This is a genomic window from Vibrio mangrovi (assembly GCF_024346955.1).
GTDB lineage: Bacteria > Pseudomonadota > Gammaproteobacteria > Enterobacterales > Vibrionaceae > Vibrio > Vibrio mangrovi.
Map to the genome: position 1 here is coordinate 1854296 of NZ_AP024883.1, position 25877 is coordinate 1880172.

At 44.9% G+C, this 25877-nt stretch carries 29 protein-coding genes; 18 read left to right on the top strand and 11 right to left on the bottom strand.

Going from position 1 to position 25877, the window contains the following annotated elements; genetic code table 11:
* The first annotated feature begins 278 nt into the window (after positions 1–278).
* The 8 genes from OCU74_RS08325 (at position 279) to OCU74_RS22090 (ending at position 5747) form a co-directional block, all read left to right on the top strand.
* Positions 279–500, top strand: a complete 222-nt coding sequence (locus tag OCU74_RS08325; RefSeq protein ID WP_087479278.1) for a hypothetical protein — start codon at positions 279–281, stop codon at positions 498–500.
* Between the two features lie 157 nt (positions 501–657).
* Positions 658–1365, top strand: a complete 708-nt coding sequence (locus OCU74_RS08330; RefSeq protein WP_087479279.1) for a hypothetical protein — start codon at positions 658–660, stop codon at positions 1363–1365.
* 142 nt (positions 1366–1507) lie between these two features.
* Complete coding sequence (locus OCU74_RS08335; protein ID WP_087479280.1) at positions 1508–1975, top strand: hypothetical protein; 468 nt, start codon at positions 1508–1510, stop codon at positions 1973–1975.
* A gap of 385 nt (positions 1976–2360) precedes the next feature.
* Positions 2361–4010 (top strand): type VI secretion system tube protein TssD, encoded by a 1650-nt coding sequence (tssD, locus tag OCU74_RS08340; RefSeq protein ID WP_159457374.1) that lies wholly within the window; start codon positions 2361–2363, stop codon positions 4008–4010.
* Complete coding sequence (locus OCU74_RS08345) at positions 4010–4291, top strand: bacteriocin immunity protein (protein ID WP_087479282.1); 282 nt, start codon at positions 4010–4012, stop codon at positions 4289–4291. The genes tssD and OCU74_RS08345 overlap by 1 nt, the downstream gene beginning before the upstream one ends.
* A 327-nt stretch (positions 4292–4618) precedes the next feature.
* A complete protein-coding gene (locus OCU74_RS08350) occupies positions 4619–5143 on the top strand; it encodes a GNAT family N-acetyltransferase (RefSeq protein ID WP_087479283.1) in 525 nt (174 codons plus the stop codon).
* A 24-nt stretch (positions 5144–5167) separates the two neighbouring features.
* Positions 5168–5545, top strand: coding sequence for a VOC family protein (locus OCU74_RS08355; protein ID WP_087479284.1), 378 nt, complete (start codon positions 5168–5170; stop codon positions 5543–5545).
* Entirely contained in the window at positions 5511–5747 is a 237-nt protein-coding gene (locus OCU74_RS22090) for a GNAT family N-acetyltransferase (RefSeq protein ID WP_159457375.1), read from the top strand. Before OCU74_RS08355 ends, OCU74_RS22090 begins: the two co-directional genes overlap by 35 nt.
* A gap of 308 nt (positions 5748–6055) precedes the next feature.
* Here the strand turns inward: OCU74_RS22090 and OCU74_RS08360 are convergent, their stop codons facing one another.
* The 5 genes from OCU74_RS08360 to nifL all read right to left on the bottom strand — a co-directional run bounded on the left by OCU74_RS08360 (position 6056) and on the right by nifL (position 11452).
* Entirely contained in the window at positions 6056–6577 is a 522-nt protein-coding gene (locus tag OCU74_RS08360) for a nitrogen fixation protein NifQ (protein WP_087479286.1), read from the bottom strand.
* On the bottom strand, positions 6574–6834 hold the full coding sequence (locus OCU74_RS08365) for a 4Fe-4S dicluster domain-containing protein (RefSeq protein ID WP_087479287.1): 261 nt from the start codon (positions 6832–6834) through the stop codon (positions 6574–6576). The genes OCU74_RS08360 and OCU74_RS08365 overlap by 4 nt, the downstream gene beginning before the upstream one ends.
* Positions 6812–8155, bottom strand: a complete 1344-nt coding sequence (gene nifB / locus OCU74_RS08370; protein ID WP_087479288.1) for a nitrogenase cofactor biosynthesis protein NifB — start codon at positions 8153–8155, stop codon at positions 6812–6814. Before nifB ends, OCU74_RS08365 begins: the two co-directional genes overlap by 23 nt.
* A gap of 165 nt (positions 8156–8320) precedes the next feature.
* The gene (gene nifA, locus OCU74_RS08375) at positions 8321–9916 is read right to left on the bottom strand and encodes a nif-specific transcriptional activator NifA (protein WP_087479289.1); all 1596 of its coding nucleotides are present in this window, start codon (positions 9914–9916) and stop codon (positions 8321–8323) included.
* Between the two features lie 6 nt (positions 9917–9922).
* Positions 9923–11452 (bottom strand): nitrogen fixation negative regulator NifL, encoded by a 1530-nt coding sequence (gene nifL / locus OCU74_RS08380; RefSeq protein ID WP_087479290.1) that lies wholly within the window; start codon positions 11450–11452, stop codon positions 9923–9925.
* Positions 11453–11848: 396 nt separating this feature from the next.
* Between nifL and rsxA the strand changes: the two genes are divergently transcribed.
* The 8 genes from rsxA (at position 11849) to OCU74_RS08420 (ending at position 17725) form a co-directional block, all read left to right on the top strand.
* Complete coding sequence (rsxA, locus tag OCU74_RS08385) at positions 11849–12424, top strand: electron transport complex subunit RsxA (RefSeq protein WP_087480078.1); 576 nt, start codon at positions 11849–11851, stop codon at positions 12422–12424.
* 18 nt (positions 12425–12442) lie between these two features.
* Positions 12443–12976, top strand: a complete 534-nt coding sequence (locus tag OCU74_RS08390) for an RnfABCDGE type electron transport complex subunit B (protein ID WP_087479291.1) — start codon at positions 12443–12445, stop codon at positions 12974–12976.
* A gap of 10 nt (positions 12977–12986) precedes the next feature.
* On the top strand, positions 12987–14534 hold the full coding sequence (gene rsxC / locus OCU74_RS08395; protein WP_087479292.1) for an electron transport complex subunit RsxC: 1548 nt from the start codon (positions 12987–12989) through the stop codon (positions 14532–14534).
* A complete protein-coding gene (locus OCU74_RS08400; RefSeq protein WP_087479293.1) occupies positions 14531–15532 on the top strand; it encodes an RnfABCDGE type electron transport complex subunit D in 1002 nt (333 codons plus the stop codon). Before rsxC ends, OCU74_RS08400 begins: the two co-directional genes overlap by 4 nt.
* Positions 15533–15534: 2 nt before the next feature.
* Positions 15535–16143, top strand: a complete 609-nt coding sequence (locus tag OCU74_RS08405; RefSeq protein ID WP_087479294.1) for an RnfABCDGE type electron transport complex subunit G — start codon at positions 15535–15537, stop codon at positions 16141–16143.
* Positions 16136–16822 carry an electron transport complex subunit E gene (locus tag OCU74_RS08410; RefSeq protein ID WP_087479295.1) on the top strand — a complete coding sequence of 229 codons (687 nt, stop codon included), beginning with the start codon at positions 16136–16138 and terminating at the stop codon, positions 16820–16822. The genes OCU74_RS08405 and OCU74_RS08410 overlap by 8 nt, the downstream gene beginning before the upstream one ends.
* A complete protein-coding gene (locus tag OCU74_RS08415) occupies positions 16819–17079 on the top strand; it encodes an RnfH family protein (RefSeq protein ID WP_087479296.1) in 261 nt (86 codons plus the stop codon). Before OCU74_RS08410 ends, OCU74_RS08415 begins: the two co-directional genes overlap by 4 nt.
* A 109-nt stretch (positions 17080–17188) precedes the next feature.
* Complete coding sequence (locus OCU74_RS08420) at positions 17189–17725, top strand: flavodoxin (RefSeq protein WP_087479297.1); 537 nt, start codon at positions 17189–17191, stop codon at positions 17723–17725.
* A 410-nt stretch (positions 17726–18135) separates the two neighbouring features.
* On the opposite strand, the gene OCU74_RS08425 is transcribed toward OCU74_RS08420, so the two are convergent.
* The 5 genes from OCU74_RS08425 to matP form a co-directional block, all read right to left on the bottom strand.
* Positions 18136–18897 (bottom strand): SDR family oxidoreductase, encoded by a 762-nt coding sequence (locus tag OCU74_RS08425; protein ID WP_087479298.1) that lies wholly within the window; start codon positions 18895–18897, stop codon positions 18136–18138.
* 163 nt (positions 18898–19060) lie between these two features.
* A complete protein-coding gene (locus OCU74_RS08430) occupies positions 19061–19969 on the bottom strand; it encodes a BspA family leucine-rich repeat surface protein (protein WP_087479299.1) in 909 nt (302 codons plus the stop codon).
* A gap of 356 nt (positions 19970–20325) precedes the next feature.
* Entirely contained in the window at positions 20326–22107 is a 1782-nt protein-coding gene (locus tag OCU74_RS08435) for a sensor domain-containing diguanylate cyclase (protein WP_159457376.1), read from the bottom strand.
* Between the two features lie 197 nt (positions 22108–22304).
* Positions 22305–22622 carry a DUF3634 family protein gene (locus tag OCU74_RS08440; RefSeq protein WP_087479301.1) on the bottom strand — a complete coding sequence of 106 codons (318 nt, stop codon included), beginning with the start codon at positions 22620–22622 and terminating at the stop codon, positions 22305–22307.
* A gap of 16 nt (positions 22623–22638) precedes the next feature.
* Positions 22639–23088 carry a macrodomain Ter protein MatP gene (matP, locus tag OCU74_RS08445; protein WP_087479302.1) on the bottom strand — a complete coding sequence of 150 codons (450 nt, stop codon included), beginning with the start codon at positions 23086–23088 and terminating at the stop codon, positions 22639–22641.
* A 151-nt stretch (positions 23089–23239) separates the two neighbouring features.
* On the opposite strand from matP, the gene OCU74_RS08450 reads away from it, so the two are divergent.
* Together OCU74_RS08450 and fabA are read left to right on the top strand one after the other, a co-directional pair.
* Positions 23240–24892, top strand: a complete 1653-nt coding sequence (locus tag OCU74_RS08450) for a S16 family serine protease (protein ID WP_087479303.1) — start codon at positions 23240–23242, stop codon at positions 24890–24892.
* 66 nt (positions 24893–24958) lie between these two features.
* Entirely contained in the window at positions 24959–25477 is a 519-nt protein-coding gene (gene fabA / locus OCU74_RS08455) for a bifunctional 3-hydroxydecanoyl-ACP dehydratase/trans-2-decenoyl-ACP isomerase (protein WP_087480079.1), read from the top strand.
* A gap of 170 nt (positions 25478–25647) precedes the next feature.
* Here fabA and rmf read toward each other — a convergent pair whose 3' ends face one another.
* On the bottom strand, positions 25648–25821 hold the full coding sequence (rmf, locus tag OCU74_RS08460; protein WP_087480080.1) for a ribosome modulation factor: 174 nt from the start codon (positions 25819–25821) through the stop codon (positions 25648–25650).
* Between the last annotated feature and the right edge of the window lie 56 nt (positions 25822–25877).

Sequence of the window (25877 nt, forward strand, 5' to 3'; positions counted from 1 at the left end):
CACCAAGCCTTACTGCGTTTACCTTGTCACCACTGGCAAAAATCCAGTCACGGGATTGGAACCCCGACGAGAAACTTCTGGCACATAAATGTCTACCTTGTGTAGAAATAATTTTATGTGTAGCCTTAGCGCACCTGAATCATGGTGAGCTAGGCGAGGCAGCCTAAGGCTGGCCGTCCCGGAAGTGCGGTAGTTCCAACCTTACCTAGCTTACCACCCGAAGATTGGAACCTTTGTGTGGTACATCGTTTATACAGATATAACTTCCGGAGGTCTCAATGACAAATCCTCACCATCAGTCCGAAAACCAGAATCTTACTGATCAAGCTGAATCCACCATTCACGATCTTCATCTACATCATACTGCGCGTGAATATCTGATTACCTTGCAGGGAGCATGTACCGAAGCAAACACTAATTACTGTGAACTATGGCATGTACTGATTTTTCTACATAACCTGATCACTGTCTCTGAAGAGGAGTTTCTGCGCGAGGATTAAGCGAAACTTTTTATGACCGTCTACACTATACACATTGTTTAATAATAAAAGCCGGATGTAAGTGATTTATCTGGCTTTTAAATTATAAAAGCGTCATATCCCCAACGGGGTTAGGTACTTAACTTAAAGCTAACATGCAGAAGCTAGAGTTTTTATCATGAACGATTTTTGGAAAGGTGTATTAGCAGGCATTCTGCCAACCATTATTCTGACAGGAAGCAGCTTTCTGTTTTTCGATATTTTTGTAGAAAGGGCCGTGGTTCCTAATGTTGTAGAACAACTAAAACAGCAGAACTATATTAATCAGAATCTCAAAGAAGGCCGCTATGTTGCAACCACACAGGATGCATTTAATAAGAATTATGTCATTGATTCTAATATCTTAATTAATCTAAAAAATGAATCCTATGCATTGGTGCGGCAAGTCGAAGATCTGCAACGGCAGAACAATGAAAAACTCCAGTCAGCCACAAAACAGTACCAGAAAATTGCCTTTCAACAGTCAGAGCAGGTGGCACTGACCCATTCAAGAATAGATAAGCTTCAAAATACAGTTAAGATACTAAACTCTAGGTTGAACCATGGGTTTGAAGTGAAGATTTATTATCATAATAACCCAGAATATAAGGGAGAAATTCAACTCAATACCGATAATGTTTTGATTCGTAGCCTGTTAACTAATGGTATGGAATACAACTTGTCACAGGGAAATAATAAAGCAGAATTCCGAGCCTTACTTCGCCCATTAAAGGTTGAAGGAGAGTTTAGTAGTGATCCAGTAGCAAACTTATATATTGATGATCATAAAAAACTTTTTATTGGCACTAAAAGTTCAGGTGTAGGGAAAGCTTACCTGACATGGTAGTAATAATTAAAAAGAAACACACCATAAAAACATCCAGAAATCCCAGGTTAATGTAGTGCAGAAAGCCATTTATAGTGTTGTTTGGCATCTTAAGTCGACATTAGCACTCAAGATATAAATCTTTATTGATAAGGTACCGATAATGGACAGAAATCAGATTGCAATGATCATAATATTGGGCACATTTTCCTTGACGGTACTTTTTACGGTTTGGCTCACTAAAAGAGCCTACCCGGACAAGAGATTTTTTTGGTTTATTGGCTGTTCTGTAATAACTGCATTTCTTCTTGGTGTAATCCAAGCTCCCATATCAATAATCGCTTCTTTATGCATATTGGCATTTATCAAGAAAGAAAATGACAACCCACTAAGTGATGTTGGTAGTGGTTTTCTTATTGTTATTGGTTCGGGTATTCAATTAGGTTTCTTTGCTATTTATTTGTTGCTTGGTATTGGGGGAATATATTGGTTATGGGTTGCAATTCAACTGAAAAGTTTCATGATGTTTTTAATTGGTATTTTTCCACTTTTCCTTATAGTAACAGCTCCAGTTGGTGCTTATTCACTTGTATTTGATACCCCAGAGTGGATTCTGAATTGGTTTGGTTAAAAGTGTAAAATACACAATCAGCTTCCTACCTAATTTTATCATGACTTCAGAAGAAGAATGATTGTGGAAGAGTTAAAGAAGCAGGGCAAAAATCACGACGATTTTTGAGGTTTTTCTGGGCAAGGGACGGCCCATAAAAACCGCCCCGGCCAGCGCACTCGAAACTTAAGGCCTTTTTGGGCCAAGCCAAAAGTATCTGGGGCGCTTGTATCAATGCCAAAGAGATCGAGCAAACCCATCGCGCACCACACAACGACACCGAATAACAACCCACCGCAGATAAACCTCATTAAACTACCTCAAATTTATATGTAATTAAATGCATCAATCCTGTATATTGCGAACAAATATAAACTCACATGAACACAAAAGGAGCAACCCAACAATGGCGCATACCGCCTACATCACACTCAGAGGTGCAAAACAAGGGCTGATTTCCGGTGGCTGCAATACCAAAGATTCAATGGCAAACCGCTATCAGGAAAATCATACTGACCAAATCACGGTTCTGGCCTGTGACTTTTCCATGTACAAAGATCCGCATCAACATAGCCTGAGCCACGATGCCATTCGCATTACCAAATCGATTGATAAGTCTTCACCTCTGCTGGCAATGGCTTTTGCCCGACAGGAATATCTTGAAGGCACCATTGATTTCTACCGCACCAATGAAAAGGGCTACAACGAAAAGTTTTATTCTGTCGCCTTACAAAAAGCGGTGATCTCCGGGATCAGTTCGGAGTCGCCGCATTCAATACTGTCGTCCGGAAAGGAAATGAGTGAGACAATTTCCCTTCGTTATCAGGGAATACAACAGGAACACTTGATTTGCGGCACAATGGCATTCGATGGCTGGGAAAATGACAACACACTTGCTGTAATGCAAGGTTATCAGGATATTGTCGCTCGAAAACCACTCCCGACAACTCCGCCGGAACAACCCGTCATTAATCGTGAGGCGACACAAACACCGGAAAAAGTCTTTGCCAAATCACCTTTAGTTCCTTCCGGTACCTGCAATATCGGTATTCAACGCGAAACTCTGTCCTCTGTCGGTCAGTACGCTGCTTACACAGCAGTGCTAAACAATGGCATCGCAGAAGCGGGTTTATCCCGCGTGGCCGGTCAGGCTCTGGCTGAGATTGAAGGAATGGCAGTACGGCTGGTTGGTCTGGCTCCGGCAGCCGCAGCAGTGACTTTGGGAATGCTTGTTCCCAGTCCGTTAGCAGACGGAACCTTGTACGATGAATCAGAGATCCGCCAAAAGAACACAGTCAAAACCAATATCCGTTTAGGCATTGACGATAACGGTCAGGTTTATGGTTATCATGTTGACGGTGATAAAGTCCCAAAACGGGAGGTTGTTCAGTATGGTGACAAGTTCACCGTAGATTTAGAGCCGGGCATCTCGATTGAATGGATACCGATTAGCGGGGATTTCGGCGGAAAACCGATCCTTGTCAATCCAATCCCGGATGTGGAAAAATCAGATATCTGGATTCATCCGCAAGCCGAGCAGGGGAAAGCGTTTGAGAAAACTTACATCACCCCGATTCAGGACGCGGGCTTAAAAGATTACATCCTGACCTTCCCGGCAGACACCGGATTACCGCCGTTATATGTCGTCTACAAGGAAAGCCCCCGAAATGAAGCAGGAGTTGTCACCGGAACCGGTGAAGATATAACAGGCCAGTGGCTGGAAGCCGCCGGAAAAGAGTTAGGCTCACCAGTGCCGTCGCAAATCGCGGATAAGCTTCGAGGACGAGAGTTCAGTAGTTTTGATGAGTTCCGGGAAGCATTCTGGCTTACGGTGAGTGAAGATAAAAGCTTAATGTCTCAATTTAGTCGTTCCAACCAAACTCTAATTAGAATGGGTAATGCACCTTATTCAGTTCCAGAAGATCAGGCGGGTGGAAGAAAAACTTATGAAATACATCACGTTGAAGAGATACAGCATGGCGGTGCTGTATATGATGTAGATAATATGAGAGTTAACACTCCTAAAAATCATATAAATATTCACAGGAATAAATAATGTTATTTCAAAAAAAACAAAGCCTTGATGAGTATACAGAGTCGGAATTTTTAGACTTAATGTCTGAATTTTTTGATAACAAACATAACTTATCAGGTGAGCAGTTTGGCAAACATATTCGTGAACTGACGGATTACTTTGAAGAAATCACACAGCATCCATATGGTAACGGTGTGATTTTTAATCCTAAAGATGGTCAGGATGATTCTCCGGAAGGCATTGTTGCTGAGGTCAAACGATGGCGAACTTCACAAGGCTTACCCTGCTTCAAACAAGAGTAATCCCTTAATTTAAAAGATCTCACTGAATCAGGGCAAAAATCACGACGATTTTTGAGGTTTTTCTGAGCAAGGGACTGCTCATAAAAACCGCCCCGGTCAGCGCCCTCGAAACCCAAGGCCTTTTTGGACACTTTTGGGGCCAAGCCAAAAGTGTCTGGGGCGCACTCACCAACGCCAAAGAAATCGAATAAACCTTCTGCGCACCAAACCACCTACATTCCAAAATAGCTACATTTCAAAGCAACTATGCAACAAACCTATAAAACAAAAATACAAATAGCAAATTATGATATGGTTTAACAACAACATAACAACTGAAGCCAAAATATGAAAATCACCACCAAGCGCCTGAAAATGCTCCCCGTTACTGAAAATGACTGGCCGCTTTTCGTGCGCTTGTATTCCGATCCCGGAGTCACAGCACTGTGCTTTGATCAACCGAGTGATGCCGAACTCAAGGCAAAATTTGAAGCGCGTTTACACCCGTGGAAGCCCAATAGCGACTTCTGGTTATGTCTGGTTATTTTCGACAACATATCCGGCGAAGCAGTCGGAATTACAGGCTTCTGTATGCAGGATGGAATTGCAGAAGTCGGCTATCTGCTGCTCCCAGAATTCCATGGTAAACAATACGGAACGGAATCACTTGCCGCACTGCTGAACTGGGCTGTCACAAATCACGGCATTACCCATTATAGAGCCGTTGTTACCGCCGGAAACGTGGCATCTGAGCGTGTGCTGATCAAATGTGGTTTCCATCTTGATCAAATCGTCCCCGATGCCTACGAAATTGGCGGCACACGATACGCAGACCATATTTATATTTGCACCAGAAATGAAGACAACAGCTAAACATTACACAAAACAAGGTGAGCTATGGACATATCACTATCCGGCGTCATTATTTATGCCAAGGATGTAGAAAAGACAGCCGAGTTTTATACAACTCATTTTGGCCTGGATGCACACCGGGAAGACCGCTTGATCTCGCTGAGAAAAGATAATCAAGAGGTCATTCTGATTCACAAAGCCGGTGCTGCGGTCAAACTAGGTCAAGCGTGCATTAAACTGGTATTCTCTGTCCCGGATGTTGAAGCATTCAAAGCACATGCGCTTAAAAACGGTTTGAAATTTGGCGCGACACACAAGGGCAATGGCTATCTGTTTGCCAATGCAAAAGACCCTGATAAAAATAATGTATGCATCTCCAGTCGGGCCTATGCACAATTCAATCTTTCAACGTCAGAAAGATAATCAATTGTTTGTCTCTGGCATTCATGTTGGAAAAGGTATAGGGAAACAGTTACTTAATCAGCTTGAGTTATTTTGTATTCAAAATGAAATCTCACGAATTTCCTTAAGAACCATGAAAGAATCAGATGCATTGCACTTCTATAAAAAATGCGGATTTTCAGCAAGTGAAAAATTAATTTTTCTATCTAAAACAATAGATTAAAAATATAAACATTTGCATGCAATTGACGCTCACAATCATGGGATTTGTTGTAGAAAAATTCAGAAAAATATCCAAGAAATTCCCAGACAAGGGCAAATTTCAGGGAAGAAATTTGAGGTTTTTCTGAGCAAGGGACTGCTCATAAAAACCGTCCCGGTCAGCGCCCTCGAAACCCAAGGCCTTTTGGGATACTTTTGCGACCAGGCAAAAGTATCTGGGGCGCGAACATCAATGCCGAAGAAATCGATCAAACCCATTGCGCACCATACAACTATCTTCAAATCAGCCATATAAAAAGATAAAAAAACTCAACCAGCTACCTCAAAACATTCCCCATAACTCGAACACTCCCCACAACTCGGCGCCCGGCAGACATAATCTCCGCCACGCTCGCACAACTGACGGTACAGGAAGCGCTTCCAGCGCATGTTGTTAACATTCAACTGACGCAGGGCAGGGAAATAATAGCCGAACAGGTCAGTTAAGCGGGGACGCTCCGGCATGGCTAAATCCCGCCATAAATGCTGGCCGCCCATACACGCGCAGGACAATACAGTTATCATCTGGACACCAAACTGAGTCTGGGGTTGTAAATAGTCATGAAGTAACCGGCTGAGTTCATTCATTTCATCCCGGCGTAGCCGGAGTAGTTCTCCCCGGAGCTGCAACGACTGAAGATCAGCGGGAAACATATCCACCATTCCACATGCTTCAGCAATCACCTGATACTCGGCTTCGGTCAGCCCCAGTGATAAAGGCAGAGCAGTGTGTCCGGACAGATAGCCGGACACAATCGGTTGCCAGTAAGCTGTGATAGCATCCTGAGTCATCCGCACCTCCCGTCAGGGAAGGGAATTAAACTTCCCACCGGATTTAAAGGCTGCTGATAGCGATCCAGAATCGCTTCCTCAACCGGACAAATACTGGCACATTGCGGATCAGGATAGTTCTCAGCACATTCCTGACAACGTTTCGGGTGAATCCGGAATTGCCCCGGAGTTTCCGGATCCGGATAAACTGCACGGTTCGGACAAACAATATAGCAGGCGTGGCAGCCAACACATTTATCGCTGATGACAAAGCTCATCTTCATTCTCCTGCTGGTCATGACTAAATTGGCGGGTAAGATGTGCCAATGCTTCGGTAATCGGCTGATAAGCGAAATCTACATTGGGCTGAATTCCAAGTTCTTCCGCCTGACGCCAGGGTGAAATTCCCATCCGGGCGCTGAAAACCGTCAGGCAGTCGGCGATAGTGGCAAAAACGGCTTGCAGTTGAGATTCCTGCTCTTCGGCATCGGGACAGTCACTTTTTCCATGACAATACTGCTCGATATAACGACTTTCCTGATAAAGAAACTGCCGTTGCGTTTCACTATACTGGTAGATTTCAAATTTTGTTGCATGTCCGAAATGAACCCGAATGGTTTCACTGTCATCACTGGCGACAGCAACCCGAATCAGATTTGATCCAGAATCTTTGGCTGCACTGCTGCAAGGGGAATCGCCGAGCATTCCAACCGCATCAGCACGGCACTGACGACAGTGAGTCATCTGAGGCATGTATATGCCGGACAGGCTCCGGGCCGTAGCCAGTTCCTGTTCCGTTGGTCCGCGCTGACCGGTTAGTCCAAAGTATGTCCCGTGTTCCGGTTCGGAAATCAGCGGCATGATGTTATGTAATAGTGCACCCCGATGCTTAACCTGTACCGATACATCTGCAATATGATGATCATTAACTCCGGGGATCAAAACCGTGTTAACTTTCACCAGCATCCCTGCGGCAGCAGCCAGTTCCAGCCCCAACAGTTGTCGTTCAATCAGCGTCCGGGCCGCTTCGCGTCCTTTAAGACGCTGATGATTGAAGAATATCCATGGATAGATTTTTTCACCAATTTCTTCGGTTACACAGTTGATGGTAACCGTCAGGTGATGAACACCGAGTTGTACCAGCGTTTCAACATGCTCTGCAAGTGCCAGTCCGTTGGTGGAGACACAGAGCTGAACATCAGGGTCAAACTGCCGGATTTGCTTTAATGTCGCAAAGGTCGCCTGCGGATTTGCCAGTGCATCACCCGGTCCGGCAATTCCGGCGACGGTCAGGTTAGGTGCCCGTTTTTTGATCAGCATATACTGCCGGAGTGCCGCACCGCTTTCCATCACCTGTGAGACCACGCCGGGGCGGGACTCATTACTGCAATCATATTTACGGTTACAGTAATTACACTGAATATTACAGGCCGGAGCGACCGGAAGATGAATGCGTGCGTACTGATGTGCCTGTTGAGAATAACAGGGATGTCTGGCGATCTGCTCCTGTACTTCTTTAGCAAGAAAATGACGAACTTTGTCCTGAACCGGATGGCCTGATTCAGAATCCCGGATACTCAAAGCCTGAGAACTTTCCATCGCTCCTCCTTGTGATGAATCAATCCGTTTAATCCTTATCTGCAAGCTTCATTCCCTTGGAGATTCCATAATTAACATTTTGTTTTATAAACATTTAATCAAATACCCAAGCGACAATCATGAACTGTAATGTCATAAAACGGACAACAACGACACTAGTTGATGTCACATCTGCTTCATCTCAATGTTCATGATCTGAATCCGGTAAGCAATTTGTCGCGGCGTCATATTCAGCAACCGGGCGGCTTTTGCTTTTACCCATCCGGAGCGCTCCAGAGCATCGATCACTCTTTCCCGCTCATCCGGAATATTTTCTCGTGACGTTGTCACAAAATCGTGACGACCAGAAGGCATTGCAACCTGCTGAACTGGTGATGGGGCAGATGACACCAAGCCCGGACTTAGACCAATATCGACCTGATTTAAAGTAATCAGATCAGCCCCGATTACTCCGGATTCACTCAACACCGATGCCCGTTCCAGTGTATTTTCCAGTTCACGAACATTTCCCGGCCACTGGTGAGTCATCATTAAGCGGATTGCCGAATCACTAAGAGACAGCTTACGTTGCTGTGCTTTGCTTAACTTTTGCATCATATGTTCGGCCAGTTCCGGAATATCCTGTAACCGTTCGCGTAAAGGTGGTAAGTACATCGGCATCACATTGAGCCGATAGTAAAGGTCTTCACGAAAGGTTCCGTTGGCAACATCTTCTTCCAGATGACGGTTCGTCGCAGCGATAATCCTGACATTGACTGAGATTGTCGCTGTACCACCAACCCGTTCGAACTCCTTTTCCTGCAAAACCCGCAATAGCTTGGCCTGAAAAGCCGGACTGGTTTCACCGATTTCATCCAGAAAAATAGTGCCGCTGTCAGCCAGTTCAAACCGGCCTTTACGCTGTTTTACCGCACCGGTAAATGCGCCTTTTTCATGACCGAATAGTTCCGATTCCAGCAGATTGTCCGGCATCGCAGCGCAGTTCAGTTTGACAAACGGCTGATTGGCGCGGGGAGAGTTGTAATGAATTGCGTTGGCAACCAGCTCCTTACCGGTACCAGATTCACCGCGCAGCAATACTGTCGAATCCCAGCGTGAAACCAGACGAATCTGCTCAAAGATCTGACGCATCGATTTGGTATGGCCGACCAGATTACGAAAGCTATAGTTATTGCGGACTTTACGGCGCAGACCATCCCGTTCATCTTTCAGTCGCTGCTGATGACTTTCAACCTGATAAGCCAACTGGACATTTTTGGCGATCAGGTTAGCAATCATGTCGAGAAACTTCGTTAATAACGTGATATTGGCATCGGTCAGGTTCGGCGGCTGGGCGGAGAGGGCGCCAATCACATTGGCACTGGTATCTTTGAGCGGCACACAGATAAAAGGTTTGTCATAATCGTACAGCGCCAGTTTATCGGCAAAACGCAGATCGCTGCCCAGATTGCGCAATACAATCGAACTGCCCTGACGCAACACTTCACCGACGATGCCTTCACCCACTTTATAAGAGACTTGTTTTTGCTCCGTCATTGAATTCGGCAAGGGTGAGTGAACAGATTTAATCAGCAGAATATCGCGGGTCCGATCCAGAATCGTCAACATACCACAGTGCAGCTGACATTCATTATGAAGCACCTTCAGGATCTTATCGGATGATTCAATATAATTCAGACTGGTATTCAGCTCGCTGGAGATTCGGTACATTGAGGCCAAGAGCTGATGTTCCAGATTCAGAAGAGAAAGATCTTCAGCCATAATCAATCACCATTGGTTAAGCGGAAATGAAAGACAGACTCGCGCCCCTGAAAGTGACTGCCCATCATCAATAGTGATGGTCGCAGAATGTTCATTGAGTACCTGCTGGACGATGGACATGCCAATCCCGCGACAGCCGGACTGATGTTTCGGCTTGGTACTGAAAAAAGGCTGAAAAATCACAAACCGGAGTTTCTCCGTAATACCATGCCCGCTGTCTTCAACCACAATTCTGATTTCTTCTTCGCTTTCTTCTGAAGTGATCAGGATCAGACGTTCCGTACTTTTCGCCACCTGAATGGCATCGATAGCATTGTCGATCAACTGTTTGATCGCCAGAATCAAACGGTGTGGCATTCCGCTGATAGTTGAGAGCCGGGTTGCGAGATGCAGCTCGATTTTCGTTGAGGATTTGAGCAGCTCGTCGGTACTGATATCCGTCACATCACGAATTACCTGATTCAGATTGACCGGCTGGAATGCTTCGCTGCTGCGTTCGGGAATTGCCAGCTGGATATCATGCATCGCCTCCAGTGCACTCGCCATGGCTTCATCCATTGCGACAAGACCGGGGCAGGAAGGATTGGTGCGTTTTAAAATATTGATCGCCGATTCGATCATATTGAACGGCCCCTGCAACTGATGCAGTGTGCCCATCAACGCTTCCTGCATGGCATGGACGTATTTGTTGTCGCGGGCCATCAGTTTCACCGAATTGATACGCCGCTCTTCGACCAGTAACTTCTCCCGGGTGCGCTCGCTGATCGCAATCACCATGTAGTGATCATCTTCCGGAAGAAAATATGTATCGACTGTGGCATCGCTAATCGGAGTTTTGACCAGCACATACTCGAACCAGCGTTCCCGGATGGGTTCCTGATCGGGAATATAAACACTTTTGGAGCGTTGCTCATGACTACCCATAAAATCATTGAGCGACTCATGTCCATAGTCACTATGCAGGCAATTCAGTAAAGCCGTTACCGGAGACTGACCGATACTTTGTTCGATCCGGGTAAATTTCTGATTGCTGAACAACAGATGATCGTTTTCATCGATCAATGCAATGGCTATCGGCGCTGCATTGAGAACTGACTGGAACATGGCAAACTGATTTTTCTGATGGGTAATCAACTGGTGACGCTCGCTGATATCTTTATGAATCGCGTAGTAACAGGTTTTTCCCTGAAAGTGGTCCAGACGAGAAATGGAGATTTCAGCGATATAGGCTTCACCGTTTTTCTTGCGGTTGACCAGCTGTCCCTGCCAGTGTTTCCCGGCAGTAATGGTTGACCACAGACTCTCGTAAACTGATTGAGGTGTCGCTTTATACGAGAGGAGTGAAGCGTTATGCCCGATCAGTTCGTTCAGACTATAACCGGTAATCTCAATGAAGGTTTGATTGACGAAAAGTATCTTTCCGGTGTCGTCGGTAATACTGATAGCCACCGGCGCGTTTGCAACGATTTGCTCAAAAGCCTGAGCATTAAACATGGACGGAATTGAACCATCTGCGATCACATCAACTTGTCCCATAAGTGCCATCCTTTGCGCTATATAACCCGGTAACCCCAAAACACTAAATTCACAATGTTCTGAGATCAGTTGGGGACATTATTTATTATCCAAAGGGATGCTATGCATGAACTATTCCGCATGACATGCCGTGGAATCATGGGAAGCAGTGTGATTCATGCTTGTTTGATTTCAGACAAAATTAGCGTCGGGTATGGTAATTGTCGGCTTTGCGACAAACGTTTTTACACCACTTTTCTCCAGAAACCCGCTCCGTATCAATTGCTGAAGTATCAGTCATATCAACCCATAACGCGGGAATGAATGACTCATGTTAGTGCATCAGATATGACTGGCATAGCGTATGCACCAGAGTGGAAAAACAAGGTAGGGAACAAGTCTTGAGGAATAAGAATGATGTCTGATGTGTTGGTTGTTTTTCTGAGTGCGGCATTCGTCAATAACGTGGTATTGGCTAAGTTTCTCGGATTGTGTCCATTTATGGGCGTATCCGGAAAGATCAGCAGTGCGGTCGGCATGGGCGTCGCAACCACGTTTGTCCTGACGTTTGCAACTGTGACCACCTGGCTGGTTGAGCTGGCGATACTACGTCCGCTCGGGCTGGAGTTCATGCGAATCATTGCATTTATTCTGATTATTGCGGCGGTAGTTCAGTTTACCGAATTGTATGTCAAAAAAAGCTTTCCGGAGCTGTATCAGGCGCTTGGTGTTTACCTGCCATTAATTACGACGAACTGCGCAGTATTCGGTGTCGCACTGCTCGCGGTACAGGATAACTTATCTTTCACTGCGATGCTGATGTTCAGCTCCGGCTCCGCAGCAGGCTTTTTGATTGTGATTACGTTGTTTGCGGGGTTGCGTAGCCAGTTGGTTCTGAGTCACGTACCGGCGGCATTCCGGGGAACACCAATCGCATTTATCACGGCCGGTTTCTTATCGATGGCTTTTATGGGCTTTGCCGGAATGGCCTGAAACAGAAGGAGAATTCATATGTGGGTTGTTGGGATTTTATTTTTTATCTTGCTGGGTGCGATTCTGGGGATTGTCCTCGGATACGCTGCAATTCTGTTTCGTGTCGAAAGTCATCCGTTAGTTGATCGGATTGAGTCAATGCTTCCCGGCGGTCAGTGTGGTCAGTGTGGGGAAGCAGGGTGTCGTCAGGCCGCCGAGAAAATGGTATCCGGTTCATTGCGTCCGGACACCTGTCCTCCCGGAGGAGCAGCACTGGCGGTCTCAATTGCAGAAATTCTGGGAGAGTCTATCGACATGACCAGTGAAGAAACGCATTGGATCGCACAGATCGAAGAGTCTTTATGTACCGGTTGTAACCGTTGTTATAAGGCTTGTCCGTTTGATGCTATTGTCGGCGCTCCGAAACAGCTTCATACCGTGATTCAGGATGTCTGTACCGGGTGCCAACTGTGTGAGAAAGCCTGCACGCAACACTGCCTGACCATGGTTGAATCCAGTCCGGATGTCGCCGGTTGGTACTGGCCGAAACCGACTATTCCGGTTGCAGTGTAGGAGCGAGCCCATGCTGAGTTTTTTCAGACAACCTTTTCGCGGTGGTATTCACCCGAAAACATATAAAGAACTGACTAATGACCGCCGTATTGATACTGATTTCTGGCCACGTCAAATCTATCTGCCGCTTCAGTTGCGTAATGGTGCGCGCCTGAAACCTCTGGTTGGTATCGGCGATCAGGTTTTCCGGGGACAGACATTGGCAGTCGGCAAAACGGATATGATTGCGCCGGTCCATGCATCAGTCAATGGTATTGTCACCGCAGTAACCGAACTGCTGACCACTCATCCGGCCAGAATAAAGTGCGAAACACTGGTAATCCGGGCCAATGACGATCGCAACTGGGGCATTGATTATCGTGCGGGAAGTATTCGTCATCTCAGTAGTGAGATTATCATTGCCCGTATTAAAGCGGCCGGGATTGTCGGACTCGGTGGTGCCGGCTTTCCGACTGCGGCAAAACTCTCCTTTGCCCGTACCGCTAATGTCAACACACTGATAATCAACGGTGGTGAGTGTGAACCGTATTTAACCTGCGATGATCTGGTCATGCAAAGCCATGCCAGTGAAATTATCAGTGGTATTCAGTTTATGCTCACAGCCAGTGGTGCACAGCAGGCAATCGTCGGTATTGAAGACAACAAACCCGAGGCATTTGACGCAATGCTTCATGCGGCTGATGGCATCAGCAATATTCAGATCCGTCAGGTTCCGAGTGTTTATCCGATGGGCTCGGAAAAACACCTAATCAAAACACTGACCGGGAAAGAAGTCCCTGCCGGTGGTTTATCAACTCATATTGGCATTGTTGTGAACAACATCGGGACGGCCAGAGCCGTATATCATGCTGTCCGCTTTCAGCGTCCTTTAACTCAGCGTGTCGTAACTGTTTCCGGTAAAGGAATCAACCAGCCACAAAATATTGAAGTGCCGATAGGAACCCCGGTCAATGAAATCATTAGTTACTGCGGTGGCCTGAATGAATCGACTGAACGGCTGATTTTCGGCGGCCCGATGATGGGACAGGTGATTCCATCATTACAGGTTGCTGTCGATAAAACCGTTAGCGGTATTCTCGCCCTGACCGATGAAGAAGTGTACACCGACAATAAACATCAGCAGTGTATCCGGTGTGGTCAGTGTGTCCGGGCCTGTCCGATGCATCTGATGCCGTTTCAGATTGCCGGATACACCAGAGTTTCTGATTTTAAACGGGCTGAGGAATTAGGCGTAGAGAACTGCCTTTCCTGTGGTGCCTGTAGCTATGTCTGTCCTTCTTCGATTCCGCTGGTGCAATACTTTATGCATGCCAAAGGCGTCATTCATGCGAATCGCCTGACTGAAAAGAAAGCAGCCCAGGCCAAAGCCTTAACAGAAGCCCGCCAACAACGTCTTGAGCAGGAAGCGTTAGCCAAAAAAGCAGCGCAGTCAGCCCGGCGGCGTCCGGCGCGCCAGCCTTCACCCGCAGGCGCTTCCTCAACTGTGACAACAGCCCGACCTTCGCGTCCGCCAAGACCGGTTCGTGTCGTCCATCATGAAGAGGAGAAACAGTCATGATTCAATATGAAGCCGTTGCCGGACCTTTCGGTCATAGTGCCAATTCCAGTACCCGAATCATGTACACCGTTATTCTGACGCTGCTGCCAGCCTGTCTCTTTGGTGTATTACAGTTCGGTCTTCATGGACTGTATGTCCTGCTTTCCAGCTGTATCGCCGCGGTTATGGCTGAATGGTTTTGCCTGCTGCTGATGAAAAAACGACTGCTTGCCTGCATGGATGGATCGGCTATTCTGACCGGCTTACTACTCGCTATGAGTTTACCCCCGGCATTTCCGCTGACTCTGACGGTGTTTGGTAGTGTTTTTGCTGTTGTACTCGGCAAACAGATTTATGGCGGGTTAGGGCAGAACCTGTTTAATCCTGCCATGCTGGCCCGGGTGATGCTGTTAATCTGTTTCCCGGTAGAAATGACTCAATGGATCGATCCGACACCGATTGATTTCAGCCACAACCAGGTGACTGTCCCTGCAACATGGCTGCACTTTGATGGAATGAGTTCAGCAACAGCACTCAGCCCGGAGAATCACACAGCTCTGCCATGGATGGATCTGGCTTTAGGGAACCAGTCCGGCAGTCTGGGAGAAACATGTGCGTTACTGATTCTATGTGGTGGTTTGTATTTACTTTACCGGCGCATCATTCACTGGGCGATTCCCGTCACTTTCTTCATCGGCCTTGGTGTACCGGCGTTACTGGCTCATCTGTTCAATCCAGAGCACTACCTGCCTTTCTGGACTCAGTGGACCTCTGGCGGAGCCATACTTGGAGCCTTTTATATCGCAACTGATCTGGTGACATCCCCAACCAGTATTCGGGGACAGATTCTTTATGGACTGGGTTGTGGTTTTCTGGTGTGGCTGATTCGTACTTTCGGTAGCTACCCTGAAGGTGTCGCATTTGCAGTACTACTCATGAATGCAGCCAGCCCGGTCATTGATTACTACCTCCGACCTAATATTTTCGGCAGCAATAACGCCTCTGCCAGGGAGAAATAATCATGAGGCAATTGATTGAAAAATGGAAAAATTATGCTGCTTATCAGTCCGGACTTCTGGCAGTTGTCTGTGGGATTGCTGCAATACTGCTGGTTACAGCTCAGTGGCTGACACAACCGGTAATTGCTCAGCGTATCGCGGAAGATCAAAATGCGCTTCTGCACGCGGTCCTGAATGGGAAGTCATACAGCAACTCAGTGTTTTCTCAGGGTGAAACTATCAATTTTGAGGGGTCGTCATTTGATCTTTTCCCGGTAAAAAACGATACCGGAAGCGTGATTGCCTGGGTCATCAGAGGAGAACAGGAAGGCTACAGTGGCCCGATCCGTTATCTGGTCGGGGTCGATACCCGTGGCGAGATTCTGGGCGTCAGAATTATCAGTCACAGTGAAACTCCCGGTCTGGGAGACAAAATCGAACGGATGAAAAGTTCATGGATACTTGGATTCAATCACCGTTCACTTACCAATACACCACTCTGGGCCGTTAAAAAGGATGGGGGAGATTTCGATCAGTTCACCGGTGCGACAATCACCCCACGTAGCGTGGTAAAAGGTGTTCATAAAGCATTGCAGGCGCTGGCGCATCAGAAGGAGAACGGTCATGAGTAAAGAAATCCATTATCGTTCAATCATCAGCAATGGTTTGTGGGATAACAATATTGTCCTCAAACAAATTCTGGCGCTGTGTCCACTGCTGGCCGTTACCAGTAGCGCCACCAACGGACTTGGCCTTGGGCTGGCAACCATGGTGGTAATGATCGTATCCAATGCACTGAATTCACTGGCAAAAGATATCATCAGCCAGACGGTTCGCATTCCAGTGAATGTCATTATTATTGCGACACTGGTGACGTTAACCGATGCATTGCTGAATGCTTATCTGCATTCACTCCATAAAGTGCTCGGACTCTTCATCCCGCTGATTGTGACCAACTGTGCCATTCTTGGCCGGGTTGAAGCATTCGCCAGCCGTTCGGCATTTTTACCTTCAGTGACCGATGGTTTATTTATGGGACTGGGCTTTACCTGGGTTCTGACAGCTTTGGGGGCGATTCGGGAGATCATCGGCAGTGGAACGCTGTTCAGCCATGCCAGTTTATTGCTCGGCTCATGGGCATCATTTTTAGAAACTACAGTGTTTCCGGACTACCGGGGATTACTGCTGGTTATCCTGCCTCCCGGAGGTTTTCTGATACTGGGGCTGGTTTTCGCGCTGAAACAGAAGCTTGAATCAATCTCTCTCAGAACAACTCAGCAGGTCATTGTCAGTGCGGAGGAACAATCATGAAAGTCAGCGTCGTGTATGCACTACCGTCAGAGCAGGTATGGCTACCGGTTGAAGTGGGTGAACAGGATACGGTTCTGACAGCGATTCACAATTCAAAAATTCTGGAAATGTTTCCCGCGATTGCACTGGATAAGCAGAAAGTTGGTATTTTCGGCAAGGTGACATCACTTGATGCCAGGTTAAAAAACGGCGATCGGGTTGAGATTTACCGTCCGCTGATCTGGCAGCCGGATGATGAGGAAGATGATGATGATTAATCAGTAATGCATTACGTTATGTTAAATAACATCATCATGAAAAACTTGAATTTTCAATCAAATAGATCACAAACACAGCATGAAACAGAGATATTCACAGGAGTGACATATGAGTAAAATAGGCATCTTTTTTGGCACAGATACCGGCAGCACACGTAAAGTTGCTAAATTAATCCATAAACAGCTCGGAGAATCAATTGCGGACAAACCCAAGAATATCAATCGTGTTGAAGTCGATGAATTTACAGCTTATGACTATCTGATTCTGGGAACACCAACATTGGGTGAAGGACAGTTGCCCGGATTATCTTCCGAATGTCAGGAAGTTAGTTGGGAAGAATTTGTACCTAATTTCGAAAATATTGACTTAAGCGGCAAGAAAGTTGCGCTGTTCGGGCTGGGCGATCAGGTCAGTTACAGCAACGAATTCGTCGATGCATTGGGAGAGCTCTATGATTATGTCGCGAACAGCGGCGCAGAAGTTGTCGGATTCTGGCCGACAGGCGGTTATGAGTTCAATGCATCGAACGCAGTCGACAATGGTATGTTCCTGGGTTTAGTTATCGATAAAGACAACCAGTCACATTTAACCGACGAGCGCATTGCCGGCTGGGTTGAGCAAATCAAAGCAGAAATGGTGTTGTAATTTAATGAGTGCGGAGAATAAAAAAGGTCACACATAATTATCATTGATGCAAAAGGAAAAGCACACTGTGGCAGGTAAACCAAAACAGCCACAGTGTGTTTGTTTTTGGTAGTGAGCAGAGCGAGAAAGAAAATTTACATTGTTCAGAAGACTGAGGCGGAACAAAGGACAAAGCATTGAATATTAAAACAAACCTTATTTAACATAATATATATAATACGTACTTACATTTGTTAGAACTATTTAGTAATGTCCGGTTTGAGCCATTTTAAAATGTCCTCTTAGGATATTTATATGATATTTAATGGAATCACTATCTGGCTGACCTGATTTCCATATATACGAGATATACAAAATCAAAACAGCCAGAAAATTTTGCGCTGCGTGCTATACTGCCTGCTGCTTGTTGTTTAACTTTTTTCTGACGGCTGGATGAACAGCTCCCGAATGGTCACATGCCGAGGCCGTGTTGTCATATAGACGATCCCATCAGCAATATCCTCAGCTTCTAATACTTCTACCGAAGCAAATACGGCGTCCATTGCTTCTTTAACGGCACCCACATGATGGTCATTGAGTTCTGTTCTGACGGCACCGGGCTCCAGAACGCCAACGCGAACATGCAAAGGCGCAAGTTCCTGACGTAATGCTTCACTGAATCCATTAACACCGAATTTAGTCATGTTGTAGACAGCAAACTTAGGTATAGAAACCCGGCCAGCAAGTGAAGAAATATTCACGATATCGGAGACTCGCCGCTGTCCGTGCTCAGCAGCCTGTTTTAAATAAGGAAGCGCCGCTTGCGTCATGTAAAGCAAACCTTTCTGGTTCAGGTCAATCATCCGTTCCCAATCCTCAATCGTCTGCTCATCTACAGGGTTAACAATCATCACGCCAGCGTTGTTGACTAGGATATCCAGCTGAGAGAAATGCTCAATGGTGGCTTTTACTGCCGCTTGTGCTTGTGATGAGTCGGTAATATCTGCGACAAAAACCAGCGCTTCACCACCAGAATCACGGATTTCATTCGCCAGTTGATTCAATCGCTCTTCCCGTCTGGCAACGAGCACTAATTTTGCACCCTGTTGAGCTAACAGCTTTGCTGTTGCTTCACCAATACCGCTACTTGCCCCGGTGACAAGCGCTACGCACCCTTCTAATTTTGACGCCATAAGAATTCCCTCTGATAAAAATGTGGTTTATCTGTGTTGCCGTTAATTATTCTCTATCTGGCTGTCTTATGGATATATAAATACTGCAAGATTATTGCCTAATCGTCTGAAAAAATCCCTGATATCACTATTAATATCAGGGATTGGAACTTATCAATATTTCTTAATTATTAAAGATTGGGAAATAGTCTTCATTAGTAAAACTTGAAGCTCCAAAAGCAAAATGAGTACTATTCCCTACATTACTCACATCCCAAGAGCTTAAATCCTGATTGAAATCATCAGTATAAGCAAACATCGCATACATGGTAGTCACCTTAGAGGTATCCCAGTATCCGATATCCTGATTAAAGGCAAAGGCACCGTAAAACATATAATTCATATGGGTAACATTAGAGGTATCCCAATGACCGATATCCTGGTTAAATTTATAAGCATACCAAAACATCCCTAGCATTGCTGTAACATTGGACATATCCCAATGACCGATATCCTGATTGAACTGTTGAGCATTCATAAACATCCGCACAGTATTTTTTACGCTGGAGGTATCCCAATATCCTATATTTTGGTTAAAAGCTTTAGCATACCTGAACATCGCTCCCATTCTTTCAACATGAGACACATCCCAATAGCCTATATTTTGGTTAAAGTTACTTGCCTCATTAAACATCGCTAACATATTTGTAACTTTAGAAGTATCCCAATGACTAATATCCTGATTAAATACTTCTGCTCCTTCAAACATCTGCTGCATAGAAGTAACATTCGATGTATCCCAATCGCCGATTGGCTGATTAAAAGTGGCAGCATTTAAAAAAACTTCTGACATATCTGTCACATGAGAAGTACAAAAGCGAATATTACCGTTTTCCAGTTTATTCAGATAATCTTTATTTTTGATTAAATTATTATCAACAACTAAATAAATTTCACCTTTGCGAATAAATGTGGAACCGACAGTATTATCTAAACAGTCAACTGCATAACCGGCAAAGGCAGGTAAAGCACAGAACGTACCCAACAGACCGAAACCTAACTTAATGGAATTATTTATTCTTGTATGATTCATTGCTATTCCTAACCTCAAATATTTCATTAATGAATAATTAACTTACCTAAATTATACCCACGCACATTTATGTAACACGGGAAAAGCTCTAAAACTCATGAATATAGCTATCCATAATTGAAATGATTATATTCTTAAATAAATAAAGCGAGTGAATTATATTGCCAAATCAATATAGTTCCAGCTAACGATGATATAACTAACAAATAAAACAGCAACTTGATTTATATTTGTGATGATTATTCTTATTCTTTAAATAAAATTTAATTATTTAGGAGTTGGATTTATTTTATTTTGATTAAGTCAACTAGTTATAGTGCATCAGAATATATAATGAACAAGGGCGAAATCACAGATTAACTAAGCATCTCAGCTCCAGGCTCTTCAGCTTCTTCCTGCTCTGAAGGTAATGAAGATTGTTTCTCCACGCTGAAACGCCCGACAACCTGACAACGTCCCCGATCTTTGGCTTCATATAAACCTTGATCTGCCTCATTTAATAATTCGGCAACAGAATCTTTTCCAATCGATGAACTCACACCCAGACTGATTGTGACCTGACCTGTATGCCTGAAATGGTGCTCAGACACAATGGTGCAGAGCTTATTTGCCAGATGATACGCTTCCATATAATCAGACTGAGGACAAATCACTATAAACTCTTCACCTCCCCAACGGCCAATCTCATTAGGCTGGTTTAAAGAGTGCTGAAGCAAGTGCGTCATTTCTATCAGTGTATTGTCTCCGACCAGATGCCCGTGCTCATCATTGATTGCCTTGAAATAATCAACATCGATCAGGATGATGGCAAACTCCCTGCCAGACTTATCTGACTGAGCCAGATAACCCCGGAGCAATTCATCAATTTTCATCCGGTTATAAATCCCGGTCAGCGGATCCCTTTCTGCCATACGTTCAACGAGCTTTCTGTCTGTTCTGTCGGTAAAAATTGCCATATAACCGGTCAGATTCTGCATTTCATCAAATCTCGGGATAATTGATGTATGTAACCACAGCTCATCTCCGCCACGAGTCTGGCTATGGAGTTCGCCTTGCCACTGTCTGCCAGGCAAAAGTGTTCTGAACATTGAAAACTGTAACTGATTCGCAGCCAAAGGATGACTGAGCATGCCGTAGGATCGGCCGAGTAATTCAGTTTTCGCATAGCCGGTTAACTGCGAAAATGCGTCATTGCAACGTTGAATGCATCCCTGCTTGTCAGTGAGAACCACCGGTACATACTGATCGATAATATCCAGACTTTCCTGACTTTCTACCGACAGCCTATTTAACATAATCTGACGGCGAGCAGTTTTCCATGCAATTAATGCCCCAATCGGTACTGAAAACACGACCACGATAGCAATCAACAAAATGGCATATGTTGAACGTGGCATACCAAGTTCCTGCTCAAAGGCATCCTGAACCCGGTATGCCAGAGTTAATTGATCCGGCCCGGGAATGATATGTGACAGATGAAAAGTGGAAAACCCTATTGCCCTCCACATCACTAAAGATTTTGGTCTCGGTGTAGTTACGGATGGTTGATTCTCACTTTCCCATGCATCTACCGGAACCTGATTCGAATATAAAACGTGACCATATTTATCCAGTAAATAGTTTTCAGCACCAGAGGGTTTCAGAAGTTGCCGCAATAAATTCCCGGTATCCAGTTTTGCAACAACGACACCAGCAAAACGGGAGTTAACAAAAACCGGCAGACCAACCTGAAGTGTCAGCTTTAACTCCCCTCTTGAATCAGCCAGTTTTGTGAGCCCGGAAAACCAGATATCGGTCGGTCTGGCTTTACGAAGCAGATGAAAGTCAGGAAATTGTGGTATCTCATAAGCAGACAGAATGTCAATCTTCACATTTGGAGGACCTGCTTTTACGAAATCTATTTGCGAGCTTCCGTTACTATCCAGAATAGTTAACTGATAAATAGCAGGCAGACTCTGAGTCACCTGTTGAATCATTGACCGGAGCAATATCTGATTTTCATGCTCCGGATGCACCATGAAATCATGTAAAACTTCACTTTCCTGCACAAACTGAAGTGAGTTTTTCACCTGATTCATATAAAGTTCAGTATATTGCTCAGCTCTGGAAAAGAAAGACTTAGCATGGCTTTTCGCCATTGTGTTACTTTGATTTTGGAAGGTAATGAGGATAACAAACGTAGAGGCCATTGAAATAATGACCCCGAAAATGAAGAAATAAAAAATGTGCTTAGTATATGTTTTCGACAGAGCCATGACATTGTTCTTATTCCTTTAGCCAATATAAAATCTAGCTCATAATCAAGGAATTGCAACATAAGGCAGGCTTATAATTTTTAATGCTTATTTCTTTTAGTGGCGTCTGATTTTTTCAGGTTACTGAAAGGAAAAACATTCCGAATGCGTTGCTGGGTATTCTTCGGCACCGAAGGAGAAAATTTGAGCCGAATTCCCTCCCGACGCTGATACGCTTTCAGGTATCCGTCAAAGGGAGAATGATGGCCAATTTCACTCAGGTTATGTTTTAACGTCCCCGGCAGATGCCCTCTCACCTTGGCCATTTGACCATCTTTGAAATTTACATACAAAACTGGCCGATCGAGAACCAGCAACCAAAAAATCACTGCCGCAGCAATGATAATGACGTACATCATGAGGCTACCCCCTTGATTAATCAGATAATAGTCGGTTCAAATCTTCTTTCAGCGAGCTCATCTTCTGACTCGCCTTTTCCGTTTTAGATGCTTCACTGAGGAGATACTCAATTGCCTCAGATAAAGTACACCCTAATTCACTAGCACGATAAGACAGTTTTTCCCATACCCGATAATCCAGATCAATTGACTTTTTCCGGGTATGAATCTGTTCAGCATTGTAATGCCTTTTTCGTTTCGCCCGAATCGCCTGCTTCAGTTTGTTATCCAGCTCAGGAGACATATGTTGCTCAATCCATTCTAAAACATGGACTGGTTCATGCTCAATGTTGTTTAATAACGAAACGGCATGGTCAACTTCACTTTTATCGATATAACGGGTGATCTGAACACCTTCCTGATATCGGTGCATGAGGTACTGCCATTTCCATCCACATTCCAGATTTTCAAGTTGCTGGTATTTCATCTGATTGGTAACCTGCTGTCTTTAATGCGGTGACAGCGTAACCCATCATATGAATAACTGCAAATAGTTCATTGATGAATGAGATGTGAATCTGTTTTCCAGGTAACTTTTTCTATATAATCTCTCATCTTTCAATTCATTCGAATATGCAATGACAAATGATATATGGCGCTCTGTAACGCCTCAGTTTGACGACTACAGCACACAAATAACACAATATCCATCCATCCAACCCGCTGATTTTATGTCAACCCAGCCCCGGCTCCAGTCGACTTTGCGTCGATTTACCGAGCTGAGCGGCCTGAGCCGATTACTGATCATTCATGCACCGGACAACTCAGTTTATCGCCATATCATCAAGAATAGTCTCTCTGCACAGCTTCCTGAAGATGTACCGGTCATTACCAGTGAATCTCTTGAAACAGAACACATTTTTACCACAATCAAAGCACAGGACGGGCATCTTGTCAGTGAAATCTCCGGCCTGCTCGATAAGGCGGATGGTGGCTATCTCATCATGTCGCCCAACTGGCTGATAAAAAATGCAGACCATTGGCCAATTCTGAAAAGTGTACTGTTGGGTGAAGAAATTCCGGCACTGAACTGTGATAAAAAATCGCCATTACAGTATGAATGGTCTAAACGTTACGACATCAAATTAATACTGTCCGGAGACCGGGAACAGTTGGCAACTGTCGATTATATTGACGACGATATTCGCAGTGGCTTATCCCTGTACACCGAAATTGAACTGGAACTGAAAGTTGATCCGGACAATCTAATCCGTTATTTTGCCTATCTGAAGTGGCTACTTCAGACTTACCAGTATCCGGCACTTTCAGAGCATGCGCTCCGGTTATTACTGGCATCCGGTGTTCGCGAGACTGAAGATCAGCAGTACATTCCATTGTGTCTGTTCTGGCACAGAACATTACTGGAAGAGGCAGTGATGGAATCCGGTAATGATACCATTGAAGCTCAACATATTCAGTCTGCACTGGACAAACGTTACTATCGGGAGAGCTATCTTCCTGAACGGGCACTCAGCGACATTTTGAATGGTCAGGTACTCATAGAAACACAGGGGAAACAGATCGGTCAGGTCAATGGCTTAACGGTTATTGATATTGCAGGACATCCGGTTTCTTATGGAGAACCTGCCCGGATTTCGTGTGTCGTCCACTTTGGAGATGGTGACATCAATGATGTTGAACGTAAAGTTGATCTGGGAGGAAATCTCCATGCTAAAGGCATGATGATCATGCAGGCATTTGTCAGTAGTGCACTGGAATTAAATGCACCTCTACCCTATTCTGCTTCTATTGTGTTCGAACAATCATATAGTGAAGTTGATGGAGACAGCGCCTCTCTGGCCGAAGTCTGTTCGCTGGTCAGTGCGTTATCCAATATAGCCATTGATCAGCAAATCGCTGTCACTGGTGCCGTGGATCAATTTGGCCGGGTACAGGCTGTCGGAGGATTGAACGAGAAAATCGAAGGTTTTTATCACGTTTGCTGCCATCAGGGTTTGACCGGCAAACAAGGAGTGATATTACCGAAAACCAATTTAAGAAATCTGGCACTTCACCATACGCTAGTCAACAGTATACAGTCCGGAGAATTTCATATCTGGCCGGTATCAACCGTTGACGAGGCGATACCACTGCTTATGGGGAAACCGTTTCGTGGTAAAGATACAGAGAGTGTCATTCAAAAAATAGCTGAAAGAATTGAACTATTCGAGCGTGGAGAGAATCCGGAAAATTTCTGGGAAAAACTCATGAACCGGTTAAATTTTTACTGATCGGAGTTGTTTCACATACATCGGTTCACTAACATGCTGACTGTTGATATTTGGAGTAATAAATTAATGCAAAATAAACGTGAATCTTATAATCGTGATGACCTTCTGGCATCAAGCAGGGGTGAGCTTTTTGGACCAGGATATCCGCAGTTACCTGCTCCCAATATGTTAATGATGGATCGTGTAACCAAAATGTCTGAAACAGAAGGTGATTTTGGTAAAGGTTTGATTTTAGCAGAGCTTGATATTACTCCGGATCTATGGTTTTTTGACTGTCATTTCCCTGGAGATCCAGTTATGCCTGGATGTTTGGGACTTGACGCAATGTGGCAGTTGGTTGGTTTCTTCCTGGGTTGGGTCGGCGGTAAAGGCAAAGGCAGAGCTTTAGGCGTTGGTGAAGTGAAATTTACCGGTCAGATCCTGCCAGAAGCGAAAAAAGTCACTTATGAAATTAACATGAAACGTGTTGTCAATCGTAAACTTGTTATGGGTGTTGCTGATGGCCGCGTTTTGGTTGATGGAAAAGAAATTTATGTAGCAAAAGATCTGAAAGTTGGTTTGTTCCAGGATACTTCAACTTTCTGATACCAGATAATAACTAATAACGTTCAGTTGGTATAAACGGTTCACATACGAGCCGTTTTTTTAATTATAAGAAAATTAGTTATAGTGCATTAGTTATTTCAAAAGAAAGCCCCTGCTGCAGGGGCCATTTTCTCATTGTATGGAGATACTATTGTATGTGGAATGTTTCGTTATTTATAGAGACCCGAACTTTTATCATCTCTGGCTTCACGCCAACCGCCCATCCAATAGGAGCGAACATCCATCTGTTGATAAGGGCACTCTTCAGCAGAACGACCATTTAAACCCGCTTTATACCCCTGAGACTGTGCTCTTCCCAGACGATCCCGCTTTTGTCTCTTCATAGTAAAGTCCTCATACATTAACGATTCATTAACTGACAACTGTTACAAAAGTGTGG

What these genes read in the sequence shown, in the direction of transcription:
- matP (WP_087479302.1), bottom strand. Translation starts at nt 23,088, where the DNA reads ATGAAATACCAGCAACTTGAAAATCTGGAATGTGGATGGAAATGGCAG.
- nifB (WP_087479288.1), bottom strand. Translation starts at nt 8,155, where the DNA reads ATGGAAAGTTCTCAGGCTTTGAGTATCCGGGATTCTGAATCAGGCCAT.
- OCU74_RS08420 (WP_087479297.1), top strand. Translation starts at nt 17,189, where the DNA reads ATGAGTAAAATAGGCATCTTTTTTGGCACAGATACCGGCAGCACACGT.
- fabA (WP_087480079.1), top strand. Translation starts at nt 24,959, where the DNA reads ATGCAAAATAAACGTGAATCTTATAATCGTGATGACCTTCTGGCATCA.
- OCU74_RS08435 (WP_159457376.1), bottom strand. Translation starts at nt 22,107, where the DNA reads ATGGCGAAAAGCCATGCTAAGTCTTTCTTTTCCAGAGCTGAGCAATAT.
- OCU74_RS08400 (WP_087479293.1), top strand. Translation starts at nt 14,531, where the DNA reads ATGATTCAATATGAAGCCGTTGCCGGACCTTTCGGTCATAGTGCCAAT.
- nifL (WP_087479290.1), bottom strand. Translation starts at nt 11,452, where the DNA reads ATGGGACAAGTTGATGTGATCGCAGATGGTTCAATTCCGTCCATGTTT.
- OCU74_RS08405 (WP_087479294.1), top strand. Translation starts at nt 15,535, where the DNA reads ATGAGGCAATTGATTGAAAAATGGAAAAATTATGCTGCTTATCAGTCC.
- OCU74_RS08365 (WP_087479287.1), bottom strand. Translation starts at nt 6,834, where the DNA reads ATGAGCTTTGTCATCAGCGATAAATGTGTTGGCTGCCACGCCTGCTAT.
- rsxC (WP_087479292.1), top strand. Translation starts at nt 12,987, where the DNA reads ATGCTGAGTTTTTTCAGACAACCTTTTCGCGGTGGTATTCACCCGAAA.
- OCU74_RS08325 (WP_087479278.1), top strand. Translation starts at nt 279, where the DNA reads ATGACAAATCCTCACCATCAGTCCGAAAACCAGAATCTTACTGATCAA.
- nifA (WP_087479289.1), bottom strand. Translation starts at nt 9,916, where the DNA reads ATGGCTGAAGATCTTTCTCTTCTGAATCTGGAACATCAGCTCTTGGCC.
- OCU74_RS08415 (WP_087479296.1), top strand. Translation starts at nt 16,819, where the DNA reads ATGAAAGTCAGCGTCGTGTATGCACTACCGTCAGAGCAGGTATGGCTA.
- OCU74_RS08335 (WP_087479280.1), top strand. Translation starts at nt 1,508, where the DNA reads ATGGACAGAAATCAGATTGCAATGATCATAATATTGGGCACATTTTCC.
- OCU74_RS08440 (WP_087479301.1), bottom strand. Translation starts at nt 22,622, where the DNA reads ATGATGTACGTCATTATCATTGCTGCGGCAGTGATTTTTTGGTTGCTG.
- OCU74_RS08430 (WP_087479299.1), bottom strand. Translation starts at nt 19,969, where the DNA reads ATGAATCATACAAGAATAAATAATTCCATTAAGTTAGGTTTCGGTCTG.
- OCU74_RS08450 (WP_087479303.1), top strand. Translation starts at nt 23,240, where the DNA reads ATGACAAATGATATATGGCGCTCTGTAACGCCTCAGTTTGACGACTAC.
- tssD (WP_159457374.1), top strand. Translation starts at nt 2,361, where the DNA reads ATGGCGCATACCGCCTACATCACACTCAGAGGTGCAAAACAAGGGCTG.
- OCU74_RS08410 (WP_087479295.1), top strand. Translation starts at nt 16,136, where the DNA reads ATGAGTAAAGAAATCCATTATCGTTCAATCATCAGCAATGGTTTGTGG.
- OCU74_RS08355 (WP_087479284.1), top strand. Translation starts at nt 5,168, where the DNA reads ATGGACATATCACTATCCGGCGTCATTATTTATGCCAAGGATGTAGAA.
- rmf (WP_087480080.1), bottom strand. Translation starts at nt 25,821, where the DNA reads ATGAAGAGACAAAAGCGGGATCGTCTGGGAAGAGCACAGTCTCAGGGG.
- OCU74_RS08390 (WP_087479291.1), top strand. Translation starts at nt 12,443, where the DNA reads ATGTGGGTTGTTGGGATTTTATTTTTTATCTTGCTGGGTGCGATTCTG.
- OCU74_RS08425 (WP_087479298.1), bottom strand. Translation starts at nt 18,897, where the DNA reads ATGGCGTCAAAATTAGAAGGGTGCGTAGCGCTTGTCACCGGGGCAAGT.
- OCU74_RS08330 (WP_087479279.1), top strand. Translation starts at nt 658, where the DNA reads ATGAACGATTTTTGGAAAGGTGTATTAGCAGGCATTCTGCCAACCATT.
- OCU74_RS08350 (WP_087479283.1), top strand. Translation starts at nt 4,619, where the DNA reads ATGAAAATCACCACCAAGCGCCTGAAAATGCTCCCCGTTACTGAAAAT.
- OCU74_RS22090 (WP_159457375.1), top strand. Translation starts at nt 5,511, where the DNA reads ATGCACAATTCAATCTTTCAACGTCAGAAAGATAATCAATTGTTTGTC.
- OCU74_RS08345 (WP_087479282.1), top strand. Translation starts at nt 4,010, where the DNA reads ATGTTATTTCAAAAAAAACAAAGCCTTGATGAGTATACAGAGTCGGAA.
- rsxA (WP_087480078.1), top strand. Translation starts at nt 11,849, where the DNA reads ATGTCTGATGTGTTGGTTGTTTTTCTGAGTGCGGCATTCGTCAATAAC.
- OCU74_RS08360 (WP_087479286.1), bottom strand. Translation starts at nt 6,577, where the DNA reads ATGACTCAGGATGCTATCACAGCTTACTGGCAACCGATTGTGTCCGGC.